Raw genomic sequence first — 18,640 nt, forward strand, 5'->3', positions numbered from 1 at the left:
ATACATGGCGGTGCAGCGAGCCCAAGGTTTTTATTTTCCCGAGGTACACGAATTTCAAGACAGAAAGGGGTTACTGACGTGAAAACGGCAAAGCCCGGCATTAATCTCATGAACAAAGGCCGACTTACCGGTTGGTGGTTCATCGCAATCGCAGTCATCATGATTGCAGCCTTTTATTTCTACCCGATGATTCAAGCGCTGCTCTTGTCGTTCAAGACAGGCAAAGGTGCAAATCTGCATTTCACGGGTCTTGACAACTATAAGCGGCTTTTCAGCGATAAGACATTTCTGACGGCAGTTAAGAACACCTTTATTTACCTAATTATTCAAGTGCCGGTAATGATCGTGCTCGCCATGTTCATCTCGGTATTACTTAACGACAGCAAGCTGAAATTCAAAGGTTTCTTCCGTACAGCGATTTTCCTTCCATGCGTTACATCGTTAGTTGCTTATTCGATTGTATTCAAATATTTGTTTGGTGCAGACGGCCTTGTCAACATGCTGCTCACGAAGCTGCATTTGATTTCAGCGCCGATTCAATGGATTACGGATCCCTTCTGGGCGAAGGTTACCATTATTATCGCGATCACATGGCGTTGGACGGGCTATAACATGATTTTCTACCTCTCCGCGCTTCAAAATATCGATAACTCGATCTACGAGGCTGCACGGATCGATGGCGCTTCAGCTGTTAGACAATTTTTCAGCATTACGGTTCCGCTGCTCAAGCCTATTATCCTGTTTACGTCCATTACGTCGACGATCGGTACGCTTCAGTTGTTCGATGAAATCGTGAACATTACGAAGGGCGGACCGGGCAACGCAACGATGTCGATTTCCCAGTACATTTATAACTTGTCGTTCAAATATTCGCCGGACTTCGGCTATGCGGCGACTGTCTCGTATTCCATCGTCATCATGATCGTCATCTTGTCGATCGTTCAGTTTAAAGCGGCAGGTGATAAATAATGGGCAAGCTGAAACGAACGTTTACTTATGTATTCTTGAGCGTTGTATCGCTCGTCTCGATTTTCCCGTTTCTATGGATGCTCGTCAGCGCGACGAACAAATCCGTCGATGTCACGAAGGGCAAGCTGACGTTCGGTACGTATTTGATTGATAACTTCAAGAAGTTGAGCGATACGATCGATCTGGGAACGGCTTTCTGGAACTCGGCGAAGATCTCGATTATTACGACGGTTCTGGCATTGCTGGTTGCTTCGCTTGCAGGTTATGGTTTTGAAATTTTCCGCACCAAGTCGAAGGATATCGTGTTCAATATTCTGCTCATGTCGATGATGATCCCGTTCGCGGCATTGATGGTTCCATTGTTCAAAATGTTCGCATCGATCGCGGGCACCTTCCCTGGTCTTGGCGTGAATACGCTGCCTGCGGTCATTCTGCCGACGTTCACGACGGCGTTCCTGATTTTCTTCTTCCGTCAGAGCACGAAGATGTTTCCGAGGGAGCTTCTCGAGGCAGGCCGTATCGACGGTCTCCGCGAGCTTGGTTTGTTCTTCCGCATTTACATGCCGACGATGAAGACCACATATGCAGCAGCCGGCATCATTACATTCATGTCGAGCTGGAACAGCTACCTGTGGCCGCTGATCGTACTTCAAACGCCAGAGAAAAAGACGATTCCGCTGCTGATCTCGAACTTAGGCTCCAGCTATTCGCCTGACTACGGCGTCATTATGACGGCAGTCGTCATCTCGACGATTCCGACTGCGCTCGTGTTCTTCTTGATGCAGAAACATTTTGTAGCCGGTATGACAGGTTCCGTGAAATAACGGTTTTGAAATAGGAAGGCAGGAGAAAGTGCAATGACTAACGTAACAAAACCGAGTCTTCATTGGCTCGCCGATCCAACCGTGTTCGCTGTAAACCGGCTTCCCGCTCATTCGGATCATCGTTACTATGGAACGATGGACGAGGCAAAGGCGCTTGCGCCGATGGCGATGCGTCACAGCCTAGGCGGCAGCTGGAAGTTCAGCTACGCTGTTCATCCGGCAGCGAGAGCGCAGTCGTTCTATCAACTCGACTACGATTGCGGCGGCTGGGACATTATCGAAGTGCCAGGCCATATTCAGCTGCAGGGCTATGGCAAACCTCAATACGTTAACACGATGTACCCGTGGGATGGACACCATGATTTGCGTCCGCCGGCTATTCCCGAGAACGACAATCCAGTCGGCAGCTATGTCAAAGTGTTCGACCTTCCGCAAGCGATGGAAGGTCGTCCAGTGTTTATTTCGTTCCAAGGCGTCGAATCCGCCTTCTATGTATGGCTGAACGGACAATTCGTCGGTTATGCCGAGGACAGCTTCACGCCATCCGAGTTCGATCTGACGCCTTACGTGCAGGCTGGCGAGAACAAGCTTGCAGTCGAAGTGTATCAGCGCAGTACGGGCGGCTGGCTGGAGGACCAGGATTTCTGGCGGTTCTCGGGCATTTTCCGCGACGTCTATCTGTATACGATACCGGATGTTCATGTCCGTGATCTGTTCGTGCGCACGGAGCTGGATGATTCGTTCAGCCAAGGTACGCTGCATGTAGACGCGAAGCTGATCGGCGCTGCAGCAAGCAAGATCGTATTCGAACTGCAGGATGCATCGGGGCAGCAAGCGGCGGTCGGTGAAGTGCAATCGCCAGGCGAGCAAGCTTCGGTGTCCGTAGATGCAGGTGCTGTGCAGCTGTGGAGCGCGGAGCGTCCTTATCTCTACACATTGTATATACAGGTATTTGATGCATCCGGTGCTCTCGTTGCTGTTGTACCGCAGAAGGTTGGCTTCCGCCGCTTCGCAATGGTTGATGGCATTATGAAGATCAATGGCGAGCGCATCGTATTCAAGGGCGTAAATCGCCACGAGTTTAATCACCGCAGCGGCAGAGTCATTACGGAAGCGGATATGCTTTGGGACATTAAGACGATCAAGCAGAACAACATGAACGCCGTTCGCACGTCCCACTATCCGAACCAGACGAGATGGTACGAGTTGTGCGACGAGTATGGCATCTATCTTATTGATGAAATGAATCTGGAGACGCACGGTTCCTGGCAGAAGATGGGGGCGGTCGAGCCTTCTTGGAACATTCCAGGTAACAAGCCGGAATGGCATGATATCGTGATGGATCGCGCCGTCTCGATGGTGGAGCGCGATAAAAACCATCCATCGATTCTCATCTGGTCATGCGGCAATGAGTCGTATGCGGGCGAGGTCATCCTCAGCGTATCCAACTACTTCCGCGAGCGGGATAGCAGCCGCCTTGTTCATTATGAAGGCGTGTTCCACAATCGCGATTATGATGCTACGAGCGACATGGAGAGCCGGATGTACGCTAGACCGGCGACGATCGAGGAGTACTTGAACGACAACCCGCAGAAGCCATACATCAGCTGCGAATATATGCACGCGATGGGCAACTCGGTTGGCGGCATGCACAAGTATACAGAGCTGGAGAACAAGTATCCGAAGTATCAAGGCGGCTTCATCTGGGACTTCATAGACCAGGTGCTTGCGAAGCAGAACCGTTATGGGGAAACGTTCCTCGCGTACGGCGGCGACTTCGATGATCGCGCAACAGATTACAACTTCTGTACAGATGGCATTGTATATGCGGATCGCCGTGTCTCTCCGAAGATGCAGGAAGTGAAATACCTGTATCAGAACATCAAGCTGCGGCCGGATGCGCAAGGCGTCCATGTCAGCAACGAGAACCTGTTCATCGGTACGGACGGTTACGCGCTGAAGTACACGCTTTATCTCGAAGGCGTCCAAGTGTTCGCTGGTGCACTCGATATTCAGGTAGCAGCGCAATCGGAAGCTTATATCCCGCTGCAGCTGCCAGATACGGCCCAGCAAGCCGGCGAATATGCGCTTCATGTATCGCTCGCGCTGAAGCAGGCGGAAGTGTGGGCGGATGCTGGCCATGAGGTTGCATTCGGACAATACGTATTCGTAGTCGAGAGCAAGCAGCAAGCAGCGCTGCCGGCAGGGCCGCTGCGCGTTGCGAATGGCGACGTCAACATTGGCGTACATGGACGCGATTTCACCGTCATGTTCTCGAAGCAGGCTGGCAGCTTGACCTCGCTGCGCTACGGCGCTCGCGAGATGATCGCTGCACCTCCGGCGCCATTGTTCTGGCGTGCGACGACGGACAACGATAAAGGATATGCACAAGGCTTCGAAGCGGCTGGCTGGTACGCGGCAAGCTTGACGCGGAAGTGCATTGCTATCGATCTTGACGAGCAGCCTGGCAGCGTAACGGTATCTTATCGCTATGCGCTTAGCATCAGCAAGGATATTGAGGTTACGGTCAGCTACACGGTCTATGCAGATGGCAGCGTGAACGTTCAGACCCGTTACGACGGTACAGAGGGGCTTCCGGATCTGCCGATCTTCGCCTTGTCGTTCAAAGTTCCGGCAGACTATTCGAACCTTGAATATTACGCATTGGGACCGGATGAGAACTACATTGACCGCGCATTCGGCGCTCGTCTTGGCGTGTTCCGCAATCAGGCGTCCGACAACGTAGCGGCCTATGTAGTGCCGCAGGAATCGGGTAATCGTACCGGCGTCCGTCGTGTTGACATCGCGGATGAGCACCATCGCGGCATCCGGATTACTGCGCCTGCGAAGCAGCCTGTAGAATGCAATATCTCTCCATACACAGCGTTTGAGCTGGAGAATGCCGCTCATCATTATGAGCTGCCGAAGGTGCACTATACGGTTGTTACCGTGGCTGGACGTCAGATGGGCGTCGGCGGCGATGACAGCTGGGGTGCTCCGGTTCATGACGAGTATCTGATTAAGGCGAACCAATCGTTGTCGTTTTCGTTTACGATCCATCCGCTATAACTCGAGTCGACTGACTCTTCGACAACAAAGCGCCTCGTCAACCTGTCAATCAGGTCGATGAGGCGCTTTTCCTTCTTATAAAGAAGACATTGATTAGGTGCAGCGGCGAAGCAGTAGGTAAGAGACTACTGCGAACAGCAGCGTAATCGGCAGCGTCCAGAGTGCAAGGCCAGCCATCGTTTGATCTTGCAGCCAGTTGAAGATATTCGCCCAATAGTCATTTAAACCAATAACGAACGAGACGACCGTACCGAGAAGAACGATGACAAGCGCCCCGATGAGCAGACCGGTCTTGTTAAATCGACGGTAGTACGTGCCGATCAGAAAGCCAGAAGCGAACATGTTGAGCAACAGCAAGAAAGGGATCCACAGCCGGTTAATAATCGGACCATCGCTCCAGTATGGCAGCTCGAAGAAATGAAGTCGTACGCCCCAGTAATCCGTCCACTTGCTTTCTGTCATCGACATGAGGAACAGGAATACAGCGAAGACGAAAACGGTTAGAAGGCCTGTAGCGAAGGTTCCTCTATAATAGTCCAGTCTCCGAATGCCCATGCCGAGCGAGAACGGAAACGTTTGGGTGAACGTGACAATTCCCATGGCCATCATGTAGACAAAGATCGAGGATAGGCCGCCTGTGTAGATAGGATCCTCGGCGAATGCGCCGATGAGCACGTTAATGATAAAGCTAGACATAAGAACGGCAACCGGAACGAGAAGCCAGTGCAGCTTTTTACGCAAATGCAAGCGCACGACAGCAGATGTACGATTCATTATTTTGCCCCCTTATGCTTACTTGCGTCACGATTCTGCAGGCGTGTGTAGTAGACCGTCAGTTGCTGCAGGGTGACAGGCGCGACTGTGAGACCAAGCGTTTCCGCTTCGGATTGACCCGACGACGAGCTTGCGTCATTCAGAATCGATGCGGTCACTAGTCCTCCAAGCTGCTGGCGATCGATAACGGTACGACCCGTCGCGAAGCGGTCGACGACTGCTGCAGGGCCCGATACGGAGAATGCACGTCCGCGAAGCGAATCCGTTTCTTCATCGAGCAGCAGCTGCCCGCGATTGATAAGCAGCACGTGCTCGAGCATGGTTCCTACTTCGTCGATCAGGTGAGTGGACAGCAGGATCGTTCTTGGATGCTCGGCATAATCCTCCAGCAGACGGTCGTAGAACAGTTGGCGTTTCTCCGCATCAAGTCCGAGATAAGGCTCGTCGAATATGGTTAGCGGCGCCCGGCTTGCTAAGCCAATCAATATGCCGACAGAGGAGAGCATGCCGCGCGACAGCTTCTTCATGTTCCGCTTAAGCGGCAGCTGAAAATCCTCCGCGAGCGACATCGCAGATTCCCGGCTCCAGTTCGGGTATAAGTCAGCTGCTATTTCCAGCACATCGCGAACGTTATAGTTATCCGGATACTTCTGGCTTTCTTTAATGAAGCAAACCTGCTGAAGGACATGGTTATTCTCATAGGGGTGCTCGCCAAATACGCGAAGCGTTCCGCTCGTTTCGAATTGTTGAGCCGTCAGCATGTGCATGATCGTCGTTTTGCCGGCGCCGTTGCTGCCGAGCAGGCCGTAGATTTTGTCGGGTTCAAGCTTGAAGCTAACGTTATTGACAGCTTTCACATCGCCGTAGGCTTTCGTTAAACCGTTCACTTCTACTACGTAGGTCATTGCTGCGCAGCCCCTTTCTTTATCATGTCGTTCAATTGCTCGGCCGTAATGCCAAGCCGGCTAGCTTCTCTCACCAAGTTGACAATGTACTGCTCGTAGAAAAGCTCCTTGCGTTTCGTCAGTGCAATTTCGCGTGCGCCTGTCGCCACGAACATGCCAATCCCTCTTTTCTTGTACAAAATCCCTTCGTCAACGAGCAGATTGACGCCTTTCGCCGCCGTTGCAGGGTTGATGTGGTAGAAGGCCGCAATTTGTGTTGTAGATGGCGCCTGCGTTTCTTCCTCAAGCACGCCTTCGATAATGTCGTCTTCGATCCGTTCCGCAATCTGCAAGAAAATCGGCCTTGTATCGTCCATTGCAGGACCCATTTGCGTTCACCACCGTGTTGGTTAATTACTCATGTAACTAACCATACAACCGATGAACCTGAGTGTCAATAGGCGGGGCTTGTCTCTTTATGAATTTGGGCTTGGATTGCCGGTTGAGAGGGGTCAGGAAGATTTTATGGGCTGATTTATGCTACAATAGTCGCTATCAGGCAGTACAAGGAAGCGCATGCTTCCGATATTGGGTTAAAGCGCATTCTTAAGTAGTAGTACAAGAAGTTCTAGGAGGATAAAGACATTGAAATGGCATGAACTAACGATCTCGACACGCGAGGAAGTCGTCGAGGCGATCTCGGATTATTTGCATGAAGCAGGCGCGGGCGGCGTTGCGATTGAAGAGTCAGGCTCGTTGGAGCGTCCTCGCGACACGAAGCTTGGCCAGTGGTATGATCGGCCGCTGAATAACATTCCGCTTGGCGATGCGGTTATACAAGGCTATTTTGCAGAAGAAACCGAAATGGAGCCGCTCATTGCAGCAATCGAGCCGTTTATCGCGGGTCTGCGTGAATTTGATCTGGATCCTGGCGACTTCAAACTGTCTTACAAGATGGTGGACGAAGAGGACTGGGCGGATTCGTGGAAGAAATATTTCAAACCGATTCGCGTATCCGAACGTTTGACGATACGTCCGACGTGGGAGGAGTACGAAGCGGGTCCTAACGAGCGTGTGATCGATCTCGATCCAGGCATGGCATTCGGTACCGGCACGCACCCAACTACGGCTTTGTGCCTGCGTACGCTCGATTCGGTTATCCGAGGCGGCGAAGAAGTCATCGACGTTGGTACGGGCTCAGGCATTCTTGCCATCGGCGCTATGAAACTGGGAGCAAAAGCAGTCCTCGCCGTTGACCTTGATCCTGTTGCGGTATCAAGCGCGAAGGAAAACACGCGTCTGAATGGCTTGTCCGAGCAAATTGACGTTCGTCTGAGCGATCTGCTCGGCGTACTGAAGGGCGAGACGAAGGATGAGAGCGGCGCGGATGCAGGCCCGATCAACGTCAACGTACCGGTAGACGTCGTCGTGGCGAACATTCTTGCAGAAATCATTATGCTGTTTATCGGTGATGTTTACGATGCGCTTAAACCTGGTGGGTTCTACATCGCTTCGGGCATTTGGAAGAACAAAGAGGAAGTCGTGGAGCAGGGTCTGCTGCAGGCAGGCTTTGAGATTGTAGATCGCCGCCGCGAAGATGATTGGATCGCCTTCGTCGCGAGCAAACCGAAAGCAGGTGAATAGGCCGGAATGGAGAGTCTTCTCTGGTTTCCGCTTGACGAGTTTCCTTTTGTCGTCCTGACGTTCGTTATTGCTTTCACCGTGCATGAGTTCGCGCATGCCTACTCGGCATACAAATTCGGTGACATGACGGCTTACAACGCCGGCCGCGTCACGCTTAACCCGCGCGTCCATCTGGATGTGCTCGGTACGATACTTATTCTGCTGGCAGGCTTCGGTTGGGCGAAGCCTGTTCCAGTCAACCCGAACCGATTCAAACGGCCAAGGCTGATGAGCATTATCGTGACGGCAGCGGGTCCGATCAGTAATTTGATCATGGCGTTTATCGGGTTGGTAGTGTTTCATCTTCTGTTTAGCACAGGTGTGCTGGATTCAAGCTCCATCGGGGTGCAAAAGGCTTTATATATTTTCCTGATCAAATATTTCGTCTGGATCAACATTTTGTTGTTCCTGTTCAATCTTATCCCGTTGCCGCCGCTTGACGGCTACCGGATTATTGCGAACCTGCTGCCGCTGCGCGTGCAGATGAAGCTGGAGCAAAACTTGCATTGGGGCATGATCTTCTTCTTGCTGCTAGTGTTCATTCCTCCGCTTCATGATATTACGATTGGACCGTTATTCGGCTTGATTGACGATATTATGCTTGCATTCAATGATATCATTCAGCCGTGGTTCCTCTAGCTGGCAACGAGTTCAACATGGATTACACAACCGTTCCATGGTATGATGAGGGTTAGTATTTTGGATCTTTAGTAAAAAGAGTGGTATGACATATGCAGAGATATTTTGTGCCGTCGGAGCAGTTCGCAGATGACGCGGTCGCATTGCTGGGCGATGATGCCCATCATGCTTCACGCGTCATGCGAATGCGCGTCGGCGATTCATTCATTGTAAGCGATGGAGCGGGACGCGAGGCAATCGCGAAGGTTACCGACATCGCAGCAGGACGCGTTGATGCCACGATCGAGGAGCTGCTTGCTTCCGATCGTGAGCCGGCTTGGCAGATTACGATCGCTCAGAGCTTGCCGAAGGGCGACAAGATGGAGCTTATTATCCAGAAGGGAACGGAGATTGGCGCGTATGCGTTCGTCCCGTTCGAATCCGAGCGGATGATTGTTCAATATGATGCCAAGAAGGAAGCAAAGCGTCTGGAGCGCTGGGAGAAAATCGCCAAAGAAGCAGCAGAACAGGCGCATCGCAGTCGTATACCTGACATCGCCAAGCCGCTGAGCTGGAAGCAGCTCGTCGGCAGCATGAAGGAATACGACTTGGTGCTGTTTTGCTATGAGGAAGAAGGACGAAGCGGAGCCGACACTGGTCTGCGCGGTGCGGTGGAGCCATTCGCTACGCGCCGCGACCTGCGGGCGCTCGTCATCGTCGGGCCGGAAGGCGGCTTCACCGAACAGGAGGCGTCACAGGCGCAGGCTGCCGGCGCCGTACTTGTTGGGTTAGGCAAGCGCATATTGCGTACGGAAACAGCGGGTATTGTCGCACTGACGGCACTGCTGTACGAATCCGGAGAAATGGGAGGACTATAAGAAATGCCATCAGTCGCATTTTACACCTTGGGCTGCAAAGTTAACTTTTACGATACGGAAGCGATGTGGCAGCTGTTCAAGAACGCCGGCTACGAGCAGGTTGATTTCGAAGAGAAGACAGCTGACGTCTATATCATTAATACATGCACCGTTACGAATACGGGCGACAAGAAAAGCCGCCAGATCATTCGCCGCGCTGTACGCCGCAACCCGGATGCCGTTATCGCGGTAACCGGCTGCTACGCGCAGACGTCGCCTGCGGAGATTATGGCGATTCCAGGTGTCGACCTTGTCGTTGGCACACAGGATCGCGAGAAGCTGCTTGATTTCGTTGGTCAGATTCAGACAGACCGTACTCCGGTCAATGCCGTGCGCAACATTATGAAGACGCGCGAGTTCGAAGAGCTCGACGTGCCTGATTTTGCCGATCGTACGCGTGCTTTCTTGAAGATTCAAGAGGGCTGCAACAACTTCTGCACCTTCTGCATTATTCCATGGTCCCGCGGTTTGTCCCGCAGCCGTGATCCGAAGAGCGTCATCTCGCAGGCAGAGCAGCTTGTTGCGGCTGGTTACAAGGAAATCGTTCTGACGGGCATCCATACGGGCGGATACGGCGACGATATGGAGAACTTCGATCTTGCAGATCTGATCATGGAGCTGGAGAAAGTGGAAGGTCTGGAGCGTATCCGGATCAGCTCCATCGAAGCAAGCCAAATCGACGAGAAAATGATCGACGTGCTTAATCGTTCGAGCAAAATGTGCCGTCATTTGCATATCCCGCTGCAAGCGGGCGAAAACTCCGTATTAAAGCGGATGCGCCGCAAGTACACGACCGAGGAGTTCGCGGCCAAGATTAAGCGTCTGCACGAAGCGCTGCCAGGCGTTGCGATTACGACGGACGTCATCGTTGGTTTCCCTGGCGAGACGGAAGAGATGTTCGAAGAAGGCTTCCGATTCATGCAGGATATCGCATTCTCCGAGATGCATGTGTTCCCTTATTCGAAGCGTACAGGCACGCCGGCTGCCCGCATGGACGATCAAGTGGATGAAGAGGTTAAGAACGAACGCGTCCACAAACTGATCGAACTGTCTGAGAGCATGCAGCTTGATTATGCGAAGAAATGGGTTGGCGAGGTTGTAGACGTAATTCCTGAACGGGACTACAAAGGTGCACCGGGCACAGGTCTTGTGATGGGTTACTCCGATAACTACTTGCAAATCGTATTTGAAGGATCTGAAGAGCTCATTGGCCAGCTGTGCCGCGTGAAGATCACCGAGGCGGGCGTGAACGAATGCCGTGGTCAGCTCGTTCGCGTACTGGGCACCGACACATCGTCGGTTCGCCACGAAGCGAGCGCACCTGCTCTGGAAGCGAAGGCGCTGTAGATCAATCGATAACCGTGAGAGGAGTGCCGAGCATGAAAGAAATATCGGCCGGAGGCGTCGTATTCCGTCGCACCGAGGACAATGTGCTGCAAATTCAGTTGATTCAGGATCGTTATGGCAAAGTGTCGCTTCCGAAAGGCAAGATGGAACCAGGCGAGACGGTCGAGGAGACGGCACTTCGTGAAATCGTCGAAGAGACGGGCATGATCGGTACAATCATTTCACCAATCGATCAGATAAAATATCAATATAAGCATGAGTCCAAAGGAATCGTGGACAAAGAAGTGCACTACTACCTCGTCGAAGCGGTAGGGGGAACGCTTCAGCCTCAAGTCGAAGAAATTCGCGGGGTCGATTGGTTCTCTCCGGAAGAGGCTTGGCGGAAGCAGCGCACTTCGGGTTACGACAACAATGACCGTATTGTTGCCGGCGCCTTGAGGCTGCTTGGCTTGGAGGCAGAGAGTCATGCTTGAGTTATGGTCGCCGGAGAAAAGCATCGCTCGATTCATCGACCATACGCTGCTGAAGCCGGGTGCCACGAGCGCAGACATCGATAAGCTGTGCGAAGAAGCAATGGAGCACCAGTTCTACAGCGTGTGCGTGAACGGCTCTTGGGTATCGTACTGCACGGAGAAGCTGGCAGGCACGGATGTTGCGGTTAGTGCCGTCGTTGGTTTCCCGCTTGGAGCCATGTCCACGAAGGTGAAAGTGTTCGAGGCGGCTGAAGCGGTTGATGACGGCGCTGCCGAGATCGATATGGTGCTGCCTATCGGCGCATTGCTCGAGGGGCGCTACGGCGTTGTCGCGAACGATATCGGAGCGGTTGTTCGGGCTGTGGAAGGCAGCGCGATCGTTAAGGTTATTTTCGAGACGGGCATGCTCTCCGATGAGCAGAAGTCCGAAGCGTGCCGCGTCGCGGAAGCAGCAGGCGCACACTATGTGAAGACGTCTACCGGGTTTGGCGTTGGCGGCGCTACGGAGGCGGATATTCGGTTGATGCGCAGATCCGTAGCACCAGGTATAGGAGTCAAAGCATCAGGCGGCATTCGCAGCCGCGAGACGGCGCTCCTGATGCTGAATGCCGGTGCGACGCGCCTAGGCACGAGCGCCGGCGTTGCGATCGTTACAGAGGCTGCAGGAAACGTGAATTCCACACCGGCAAGTAGCACAACGGCAGGGCCAGAAGCGAACACGCCATATTAAAGATCGTCTGTGCATGGGCGATCTGAGCGGCTGGCGCGTCGCTGATTGCACCAGCTGCAGCAGCTAACAGCGGGATGAACGGCAGGAACAGCAGCGCGCCTGCGGCGTTCAGGACGATGTGAGCGATTGCGACACCTCGTCCGGCATTCGTAGCGCTGATTGCAGCGAGAATGGCTGTGAAGCAGGTGCCGATATTCGCGCCTAATACGATGGCGACGCTCACATCGATCGGCATAGCGCCGGAAGAGGCAAGTCCCATGACTAGCCCGATGACGGCAGCGCTGCTGTGTACCATAGCTGTAAGAAGCGTGCCAGCTGCAAGTCCCCATAGCACGCTGTCCTGGGAACGTTCCAAGAACGCTCCGAACATGCGGGTGGCCTGAACGGCAGGTCCGATCGATTGCATCGTTGTAATGCCGATCAGGATCAGGGCGAAGCCTGCCGACGCGACGGCCAGCAGACGAACGGGCTGCAGGAAGGGCTGCGCTCGATTCAACGCGACAATACGCATCTCCCCGACCAGCGCGGTGAGAAGCCATGCCGCGGAAGCGGCGATAAGCATCGGCATCGCGACACGGCCGATCTGAAGCCCGATAAGCTCGGTCGTCAGGCACGTGCCAATGTTCGTGCCAAGCACAATGCCGAGCGTGCGCGAGAACGTCAGCAGGCCGGAATTGACGAGGCCGATCGATAAGACAGTAACGGCGGTGCTGCTTTGCAGCACCGCCGTTGTCGCAGTGCCCGTTAACAGACCGTGCACTGGCGTAGCGGTGAATCGCTTCAGTACAGCCGTCAGATAAGGCCCGGCCCAGCGGCTAAGCGCCAGCTCCATCAGCTTCATGCCGAACATGAAGATCGCGAAACCAAGGATAAGCGGTGCGATAATGGCATGCATCATAACGAATGCTCCTTTCCGAACTGCGGACGGCTTTTGATCACGAAGCAATTCAGGAAGCCTAATCGACGTCGAAGCTTGCGTTCACCTTCGGAGTCCGAGTTTATGCTTCCGTTGTAGGTTTCCGTAGGAAACCTTGCACTCATGCAGGTTTTGCCTACACTCCGTTCCTCCTGAAGTTATTTGCGATCCTTCAAGCGGTTACAACCTGCGAGCAAATAACTTTAGTTCTCGCAATCTTCTTGGTGCTGAAAACCAGACTTTTTTGAACACGCAAGATAAGCTATTCGTAGATTTGTATGTGGCGGCAGGGACGACCATGACAAGCCTGTAGATTTACATTGAACAATAAATGAATGGAATGCGGAAAGGGTGGACGAAAGTGACGCGAGCGACAATTATTTTGAGTAAAAATCGCAAGAAAAGAATTGAGGAAGGCCATCCTTGGGTATACGCAAGCGAGATCGACCGGATGGAAGGCGAGGCGCAGCCCGGCGATATTGTCGATGTGCTCAACCATCAACGCAAATATATCGCGAGCGGATTCTGGAATCCTGCATCGCAGATTACAGTGCGCATTATCAGTCATCAGACTGGCATCGAGATGGATGCTGCGTTCTTCCGCGAACGTTTCCAGCGCTGCGCCGATCATCGCCGCCGGTTCGTCAGCGATAAAGATTGCCGGCTGGTGTACGGTGAGGCTGATTTTCTCCCGGGACTCGTCGTTGACCGTTTCGGAGGCGTGCTCGTCGTACAAATTCTAACGCTCGGCATGGATGTGCGCCGCGATGCGATTGTAGAGGCGCTGATCGATGTGTTTGCGCCGCAGGGCATCTATGAGCGCAGCGATGTCGGCGTTCGTTCGCTTGAAGGACTGGAGCAGCGGACAGGCGTGCTGTATGGCGATTGCCCGCGTATCGTCGAGATTACCGAGAACGGACTCAAGCTTGAGGTTGATATTGTCGAGGGACAGAAGACGGGCTACTTCTTCGACCAGCGGGAAAATCGTGCCGCCATCGCGCCGCTTATGACGGGCTGGGGCGAACGCAGCGGCATTCGACTGCAGGATGTGCCTGCAGAGGATGGAGCCGGGGTGAAACGTGTTCCGGTTAACCCGAACGGCAAGGAAGTAACGTTCCCTTACTGGGATGGCGCGACGGTGCTGGAGTGCTTCGCACATACGGGCAGCTTCACGCTGCATGCCTGCCAATATGGCGCGAAGAAAGTAACCTGCCTCGACATCTCGGAGCATGCGATCGATACGGCTCGCCGTAACGTTGCCCGCAACGGCTTCGAGGACCGGGTAGAGTTCGTAGTAGCCGATGCTTTCGACTATTTGCGTCAACAGTCTAGAGGAGTGGACGAGCGTAATGCTCGTGCAGCTGTAAACCGCGAGGACGGCGGCAAGGTCGATACGTCCAAGAAGCTGACGGCAGGCGGCGGCCGGACCTGGGATGTTGTCGTACTCGATCCTCCGGCGTTCACCAAGACGCGCGGCGCTGTTGGCGGTGCTGTCCGCGGCTACAAGGATATCAATCTGCATGGCATGAAGCTGGTGAACGAAGGCGGCTATCTCGTGACGGCAAGCTGCTCGTACCACATGAAGCCAGAGCTGTTCCTGGATACGATCCAAGAGGCAGCGAGCGATGCAGGCAAGCTGCTTCGTCTCGTCGAATGGCGTGCCGCAGGCAAAGACCACCCGCAGCTGCTTGGCGTCAGCGAAGGGCATTATCTTAAATTTGCGATTTTCGAAGTGCGCAGCAAACGTTAATCGGCTTACTCTTTACCCTATAAAACCAACGGACCTTTGGGTAGCCAAAGGTCCGTTGGTTTTTATTTTACCTAAATTGGGAAATTATGATGTGCATCATATTGTGAACAAGAGCAACATTTTGATCGGATTTGTCGTTTGTTGTTATTATCGCGGTATCGTTCAAGGGCTGGAAGCTGATATTCCTTACCTGTTTTACAGAATGATCTAATGGGTTAATGACATTTGTGCAAGATTTCAATTCTTTGAACCGACTAAAACAAAATGAAGGAAGAGGTTAATCATATGGCGAATAACAACGGCGAGCTCAAGCGAGCCAGAAGGAAAAAGAAGCGATGGCGTCCGCTGCTGCTCGTCATCGGCATCATTCTGGTGCTCGCAGCCGGTTCGAGTCTTCTTTTTAAAAAGCAGCTAGCGCTGTTCGCGTTTCATACATTCCTCGAGAATGGGATTAAAGATACGCTTGAAGAATCCTATGTCCCGCTGGATAACGATAATGAACAGACGGACACAGCGGAAGCTGACGATCCCGATAAGCCATTCTCCCTGCTGCTCATTGGTACGGACCAGAGGGCGGATGAACCCGCTCGTTCCGATACGCTTATTTTCTCGGTCGTCCGGCCGAAGGATAATCGGATGCTGCTCTTATCCATACCTAGGGACAGCTATGCCACAATCGTCGGCTATAAAGGCGATGTGAAAAGCAAAATCAATTCGGCATATGCGCATGGCGGCGTCAATATGACGATCGATACGGTGGAGGAGCTGCTCGATCAACCTATTCAGTACTATGCAACGGTTAACTTTAAAGGTCTTATCAATATCGTAGACACGCTGGGCGGCGTGAAGCTTCCTATCACGAAGGATATTGTGAATAAGCAGAAGGACCATGAGAAATTTACGATCGAAGCAAACAAACCGATTTACAGCGGCGTTGAAGCGTTGAATTACGTAAGATATCGCGAAGACTCGGATTTCAATCGGACGGCAAGGCAGCGGGAGTTTATCGGCCAATTGTTCAGTCGGATCAAAACATTCGGCAATATTACCAAAATCGATGATGTCATCGAGATTGGCGGAAACAACCTGCAAACGAATATGAAGCCGGATAAAGTCATTGATTTGGCAGAAGCGACATTCAAAGTCTCGCCGCAAATTACGAGCTACATGCTTAAAGGCAAAGACGCTATGATGAAAGGCGTATATTACTACGTGCTGTATGAAGATGATGTTAAGTTTGCGAATGAGGTTATTGGCAAATGGTTGAATCCAGATACGAATGTGATGGATTTGAAGATAGAAGACGCGAATAAGTAAAATAAGACATTCATCCCATAAGGGGGTGAATGTCTTTTTCGTTTCGTTATGGAATGTGAGGCTTGTTGTCACAGGAGCTCCCTAGCCAGCAAGCGAAGCTGCTTCAATCGGATCTCTTGGCTCGGAGCAGAGGCCGAGATCATCACCTCGTCGAAACCTAATGCTTGTTGATCTGCGCGCAGCTGATCGGCGATTTCGGCTGCCGTACCAACCAGATGAAGCTTGCGGTCGCGGTTGGATTGGATGAGTGCACGGTCTGATGCGGTAAGCGGATATTCGAGCGCTTCATCAGGCGTGAACGGCTGCGGGATGCGGCCTTTCATCAGGAATAGACGGCTTAGATCGACGGGCAGCGCAATATATTCGGCTTCTTCCTTAGTCTCTGCGACGGATACGGAGTACGTCACGTTAATGACGGGCTTCTCCATGAAGGCAGAAGGGACGAAGTTATATTTGTAAGCATCGAAGATGGCCTTGGACATCTCTCCGTTGAAAAATTGCGCGAACGAATAGCCGACGCCCAATCGGCCGGTTCGAATTGCGCTGTTGCCAGTCGAACCCAGAAGCCAGGCTTCCGGCAGCTGGATCTCCGCTGGCGTTGCGATGATATCGTCATGCAGCGAGTCCGAGAGCGACTGTTCGCTGATGAGATCCAGCGTTGTTTGGATTTTATCGTAGAGATCGGTTGGCATATAAGGGCGGCCTTCGGCCAGCGCTTGGGTAGAACGATGATCGCCGCCCGGTGCGCGTCCAACACCAAAATCGATACGGCCAGGCGCAAGGGCGCTCAGCGTCTTGAACACTTCGGCCAACTTATACGGCGAGTAATGCATCGCCATGACGCCGCCAGTTCCTAACCGGATACGTTTCGTCTTCGCAGCCAGGAACGAAGCAGTGATTTCAGGCGCGCTGCTCGCCAGCGTACGTAAATTATGATGTTCAGCCATCCACATGCGGTGGAAACCTAATTCGTCCGCAAGCTTCGCTGTTTCAACTGCGTTCTGAAGCGCGCCTGTCGCCGAATTGCCCTTCGCAATCGGCGCTTGATCCAGAATGCCTATTTTCATGACGTATCAGTCCTTTCCTCTTAGGTTCATTGTAATGGAGTGGATCCTTGCTTTCAACTGTTGCAAATATTGCACAGAATATTTTTTGTTGATTCAGGTCTATAGTTTTAGGCTATCAGTGGATAGGATATCGATATTATTTTTATATAAGCCGCTATGTTAGAATGCCAACAAAAGGAACTTCATGTTGAGAGAGGCGGGGGAGCGATGAGAATCGCATGTTCAGCAGGAGGACTGATCGTTAAGGACAACGAGGTGCTGCTTGTTAGAATAAACTACGGGGCGAATAAGGGATATTGGATGCTGCCAGGCGGTTTCGTTGAGGAAGGGGAATCATTCGAGGAAGCAGCAATCCGAGAAGTGAAGGAGGAAACAGGGATCGACGCCATTCCCGTTCGCCTAGTAAGCGTCAGAACCGGCTTCAAGCAGCTGCCTGAGGAGATCGAACACGGCATTTATTTCATCTTCGAGATGGAGTCGGTATCCGACACATTGACCGCGGACGGCTCCGAAATTTCCGAAGTGAAATACACGCCAATCGCCGACGCGCTGGCCGACCCTCAGGTCATTGGTCTAACCAAGGAAATCATCCGTTCCTGCCAACACGCTTCCTCAACCTCAGGACTAACCGTCAACGAGAACGAAATCCCAACGAACAACAAATACTTGAAGTACAAGGTCTACACGTCTCATGCTCCAAACGCAAGTCTCACTCAACTATAGCTGCGCTCTGCTCGAACGATCGCACTACGCCACATATATAAGTCTTACGGTTGCCACAGTGCTTATTTCGGCGAAAACGGCGATTTATCATGCTTAATGGTTCTCACAGCGGCTATTACCTCAAGAATGCCTGATAGCAACGTAAACCCTAACAACTAAGCTCTGTCACAACCCTTACAGCTGAAGGAGGCGTCCGATTGACAGAATAAGCCTTGTGGCAACCGTTGCCCGTCCACCACCTGCATCGCAAAAGTAATCCCAATCAATGAGTCAGGGTTATTCTGTAGAAGCGTCAGCGATCGTAAGCATACCCTGACTCGCAGCGGCCTGCGGTGTTAATCTACATTGATTTTCTAACGAATAATCTAGATCCATCAACTGAATTAGGGAGATGGATCAACAATATTTCCCCCTCTGTTTGAGGGGGGGACGACCGCAAAGCGGAGGGTCAGGGTTATGCTGGAGAAGCTAGAGACTATGCTTCCGATGCGAGCTTTCCTCCGGAAAGCTTTTAGCTCGCCTTTGTCACTCGGATTGTTACCATATCTGAATCTATAAGTTCAGAACAATCCGAGGACA

The 18,640-nt window shown here is 52.5% G+C and carries 17 protein-coding genes; 12 read left to right on the plus strand and 5 right to left on the minus strand.

The genetic code is table 11. The features are described 5' to 3' along the window. The first annotated feature begins 108 nt into the window (after positions 1-108). From SBI19_RS21905 to lacZ, 3 genes are read left to right on the plus strand one after another with little or no spacing between them, the layout of a single operon-like run. On the plus strand, positions 109-969 hold the full coding sequence (locus SBI19_RS21905; RefSeq protein WP_317971667.1) for a carbohydrate ABC transporter permease: 861 nt from the start codon (positions 109-111) through the stop codon (positions 967-969). Next, on the plus strand, positions 969-1,793 hold the full coding sequence (locus SBI19_RS21910; RefSeq protein WP_317971651.1) for a carbohydrate ABC transporter permease: 825 nt from the start codon (positions 969-971) through the stop codon (positions 1,791-1,793). Before SBI19_RS21905 ends, SBI19_RS21910 begins: the two co-directional genes overlap by 1 nt. A 33-nt stretch (positions 1,794-1,826) precedes the next feature. Then, positions 1,827-4,862, plus strand: coding sequence for a beta-galactosidase, LacZ type (gene lacZ / locus SBI19_RS21915; RefSeq protein ID WP_317971652.1), 3,036 nt, complete (start codon positions 1,827-1,829; stop codon positions 4,860-4,862). Positions 4,863-4,955: 93 nt separating this feature from the next. Here lacZ and SBI19_RS21920 read toward each other — a convergent pair whose 3' ends face one another. Genes SBI19_RS21920 through SBI19_RS21930 form a run of 3 tightly spaced genes read right to left on the minus strand, consistent with a single transcriptional unit; the run spans position 4,956 to position 6,909 of the window. Further along, positions 4,956-5,636: a hypothetical protein gene (locus tag SBI19_RS21920; RefSeq protein ID WP_317971653.1), complete on the minus strand. Its 681-nt coding sequence runs from the start codon at positions 5,634-5,636 to the stop codon at positions 4,956-4,958. Further along, positions 5,636-6,541: an ABC transporter ATP-binding protein gene (locus tag SBI19_RS21925; protein WP_317971654.1), complete on the minus strand. Its 906-nt coding sequence runs from the start codon at positions 6,539-6,541 to the stop codon at positions 5,636-5,638. The genes SBI19_RS21920 and SBI19_RS21925 overlap by 1 nt, the downstream gene beginning before the upstream one ends. Continuing rightward, on the minus strand, positions 6,538-6,909 hold the full coding sequence (locus tag SBI19_RS21930; protein WP_317971655.1) for a GntR family transcriptional regulator: 372 nt from the start codon (positions 6,907-6,909) through the stop codon (positions 6,538-6,540). Before SBI19_RS21930 ends, SBI19_RS21925 begins: the two co-directional genes overlap by 4 nt. A 256-nt stretch (positions 6,910-7,165) precedes the next feature. On the opposite strand from SBI19_RS21930, the gene prmA reads away from it, so the two are divergent. The 6 genes from prmA to deoC all read left to right on the plus strand — a co-directional run bounded on the left by prmA (position 7,166) and on the right by deoC (position 12,288). Further along, positions 7,166-8,164 carry a 50S ribosomal protein L11 methyltransferase gene (gene prmA / locus SBI19_RS21935; protein ID WP_317971656.1) on the plus strand — a complete coding sequence of 333 codons (999 nt, stop codon included), beginning with the start codon at positions 7,166-7,168 and terminating at the stop codon, positions 8,162-8,164. Between the two features lie 6 nt (positions 8,165-8,170). After that, positions 8,171-8,842 (plus strand): site-2 protease family protein, encoded by a 672-nt coding sequence (locus SBI19_RS21940; RefSeq protein WP_317971657.1) that lies wholly within the window; start codon positions 8,171-8,173, stop codon positions 8,840-8,842. Positions 8,843-8,934: 92 nt separating this feature from the next. Continuing rightward, complete coding sequence (locus tag SBI19_RS21945) at positions 8,935-9,699, plus strand: 16S rRNA (uracil(1498)-N(3))-methyltransferase (RefSeq protein WP_317971658.1); 765 nt, start codon at positions 8,935-8,937, stop codon at positions 9,697-9,699. 3 nt (positions 9,700-9,702) lie between these two features. Continuing rightward, entirely contained in the window at positions 9,703-11,085 is a 1,383-nt protein-coding gene (mtaB, locus tag SBI19_RS21950; RefSeq protein ID WP_317971659.1) for a tRNA (N(6)-L-threonylcarbamoyladenosine(37)-C(2))-methylthiotransferase MtaB, read from the plus strand. Positions 11,086-11,117: 32 nt separating this feature from the next. Next, entirely contained in the window at positions 11,118-11,558 is a 441-nt protein-coding gene (locus SBI19_RS21955) for an NUDIX hydrolase (protein ID WP_317971660.1), read from the plus strand. Next, positions 11,551-12,288: a deoxyribose-phosphate aldolase gene (deoC, locus tag SBI19_RS21960; RefSeq protein ID WP_317971661.1), complete on the plus strand. Its 738-nt coding sequence runs from the start codon at positions 11,551-11,553 to the stop codon at positions 12,286-12,288. The genes SBI19_RS21955 and deoC overlap by 8 nt, the downstream gene beginning before the upstream one ends. On the opposite strand, the gene SBI19_RS21965 is transcribed toward deoC, so the two are convergent. Then, positions 12,209-13,186, minus strand: coding sequence for a Na/Pi cotransporter family protein (locus tag SBI19_RS21965; RefSeq protein WP_317971662.1), 978 nt, complete (start codon positions 13,184-13,186; stop codon positions 12,209-12,211). The two genes, deoC and SBI19_RS21965, sit on opposite strands and share 80 nt — an antisense overlap. Before the next feature lie 358 nt (positions 13,187-13,544). On the opposite strand from SBI19_RS21965, the gene SBI19_RS21970 reads away from it, so the two are divergent. Together SBI19_RS21970 and SBI19_RS21975 are read left to right on the plus strand one after the other, a co-directional pair. Beyond that, entirely contained in the window at positions 13,545-14,954 is a 1,410-nt protein-coding gene (locus SBI19_RS21970) for a class I SAM-dependent rRNA methyltransferase (protein ID WP_317971663.1), read from the plus strand. A 285-nt stretch (positions 14,955-15,239) separates the two neighbouring features. Continuing rightward, positions 15,240-16,271, plus strand: coding sequence for an LCP family protein (locus SBI19_RS21975; RefSeq protein WP_317971664.1), 1,032 nt, complete (start codon positions 15,240-15,242; stop codon positions 16,269-16,271). A 68-nt stretch (positions 16,272-16,339) separates the two neighbouring features. Here the strand turns inward: SBI19_RS21975 and SBI19_RS21980 are convergent, their stop codons facing one another. Then, positions 16,340-17,338: an LLM class flavin-dependent oxidoreductase gene (locus SBI19_RS21980; RefSeq protein ID WP_317971665.1), complete on the minus strand. Its 999-nt coding sequence runs from the start codon at positions 17,336-17,338 to the stop codon at positions 16,340-16,342. Positions 17,339-17,545: 207 nt separating this feature from the next. Between SBI19_RS21980 and SBI19_RS21985 the strand changes: the two genes are divergently transcribed. Continuing rightward, complete coding sequence (locus SBI19_RS21985; RefSeq protein WP_317971666.1) at positions 17,546-18,061, plus strand: NUDIX domain-containing protein; 516 nt, start codon at positions 17,546-17,548, stop codon at positions 18,059-18,061. The last annotated feature ends 579 nt before the right edge of the window (positions 18,062-18,640 follow it).

Source organism: Paenibacillus sp. CCS19 (assembly GCF_033239625.1).
Lineage (GTDB): Bacteria > Bacillota > Bacilli > Paenibacillales > Paenibacillaceae > Paenibacillus_T.

Excerpts from the sequence above, each read along its gene's own strand:
- SBI19_RS21985 (WP_317971666.1), top strand. The coding sequence starts at position 17,546 with ATGAGAATCGCATGTTCAGCAGGAGGACTGATCGTTAAGGACAACGAG.
- deoC (WP_317971661.1), top strand. The coding sequence starts at position 11,551 with ATGCTTGAGTTATGGTCGCCGGAGAAAAGCATCGCTCGATTCATCGAC.
- SBI19_RS21975 (WP_317971664.1), top strand. The coding sequence starts at position 15,240 with ATGGCGAATAACAACGGCGAGCTCAAGCGAGCCAGAAGGAAAAAGAAG.
- SBI19_RS21980 (WP_317971665.1), bottom strand. The coding sequence starts at position 17,338 with ATGAAAATAGGCATTCTGGATCAAGCGCCGATTGCGAAGGGCAATTCG.
- SBI19_RS21970 (WP_317971663.1), top strand. The coding sequence starts at position 13,545 with ATGCGGAAAGGGTGGACGAAAGTGACGCGAGCGACAATTATTTTGAGT.
- lacZ (WP_317971652.1), top strand. The coding sequence starts at position 1,827 with ATGACTAACGTAACAAAACCGAGTCTTCATTGGCTCGCCGATCCAACC.
- SBI19_RS21925 (WP_317971654.1), bottom strand. The coding sequence starts at position 6,541 with ATGACCTACGTAGTAGAAGTGAACGGTTTAACGAAAGCCTACGGCGAT.
- SBI19_RS21940 (WP_317971657.1), top strand. The coding sequence starts at position 8,171 with ATGGAGAGTCTTCTCTGGTTTCCGCTTGACGAGTTTCCTTTTGTCGTC.
- SBI19_RS21920 (WP_317971653.1), bottom strand. The coding sequence starts at position 5,636 with ATGAATCGTACATCTGCTGTCGTGCGCTTGCATTTGCGTAAAAAGCTG.
- SBI19_RS21930 (WP_317971655.1), bottom strand. The coding sequence starts at position 6,909 with ATGGGTCCTGCAATGGACGATACAAGGCCGATTTTCTTGCAGATTGCG.
- SBI19_RS21965 (WP_317971662.1), bottom strand. The coding sequence starts at position 13,186 with ATGATGCATGCCATTATCGCACCGCTTATCCTTGGTTTCGCGATCTTC.
- mtaB (WP_317971659.1), top strand. The coding sequence starts at position 9,703 with ATGCCATCAGTCGCATTTTACACCTTGGGCTGCAAAGTTAACTTTTAC.
- SBI19_RS21945 (WP_317971658.1), top strand. The coding sequence starts at position 8,935 with ATGCAGAGATATTTTGTGCCGTCGGAGCAGTTCGCAGATGACGCGGTC.
- SBI19_RS21905 (WP_317971667.1), top strand. The coding sequence starts at position 109 with ATGAACAAAGGCCGACTTACCGGTTGGTGGTTCATCGCAATCGCAGTC.
- SBI19_RS21910 (WP_317971651.1), top strand. The coding sequence starts at position 969 with ATGGGCAAGCTGAAACGAACGTTTACTTATGTATTCTTGAGCGTTGTA.
- SBI19_RS21955 (WP_317971660.1), top strand. The coding sequence starts at position 11,118 with ATGAAAGAAATATCGGCCGGAGGCGTCGTATTCCGTCGCACCGAGGAC.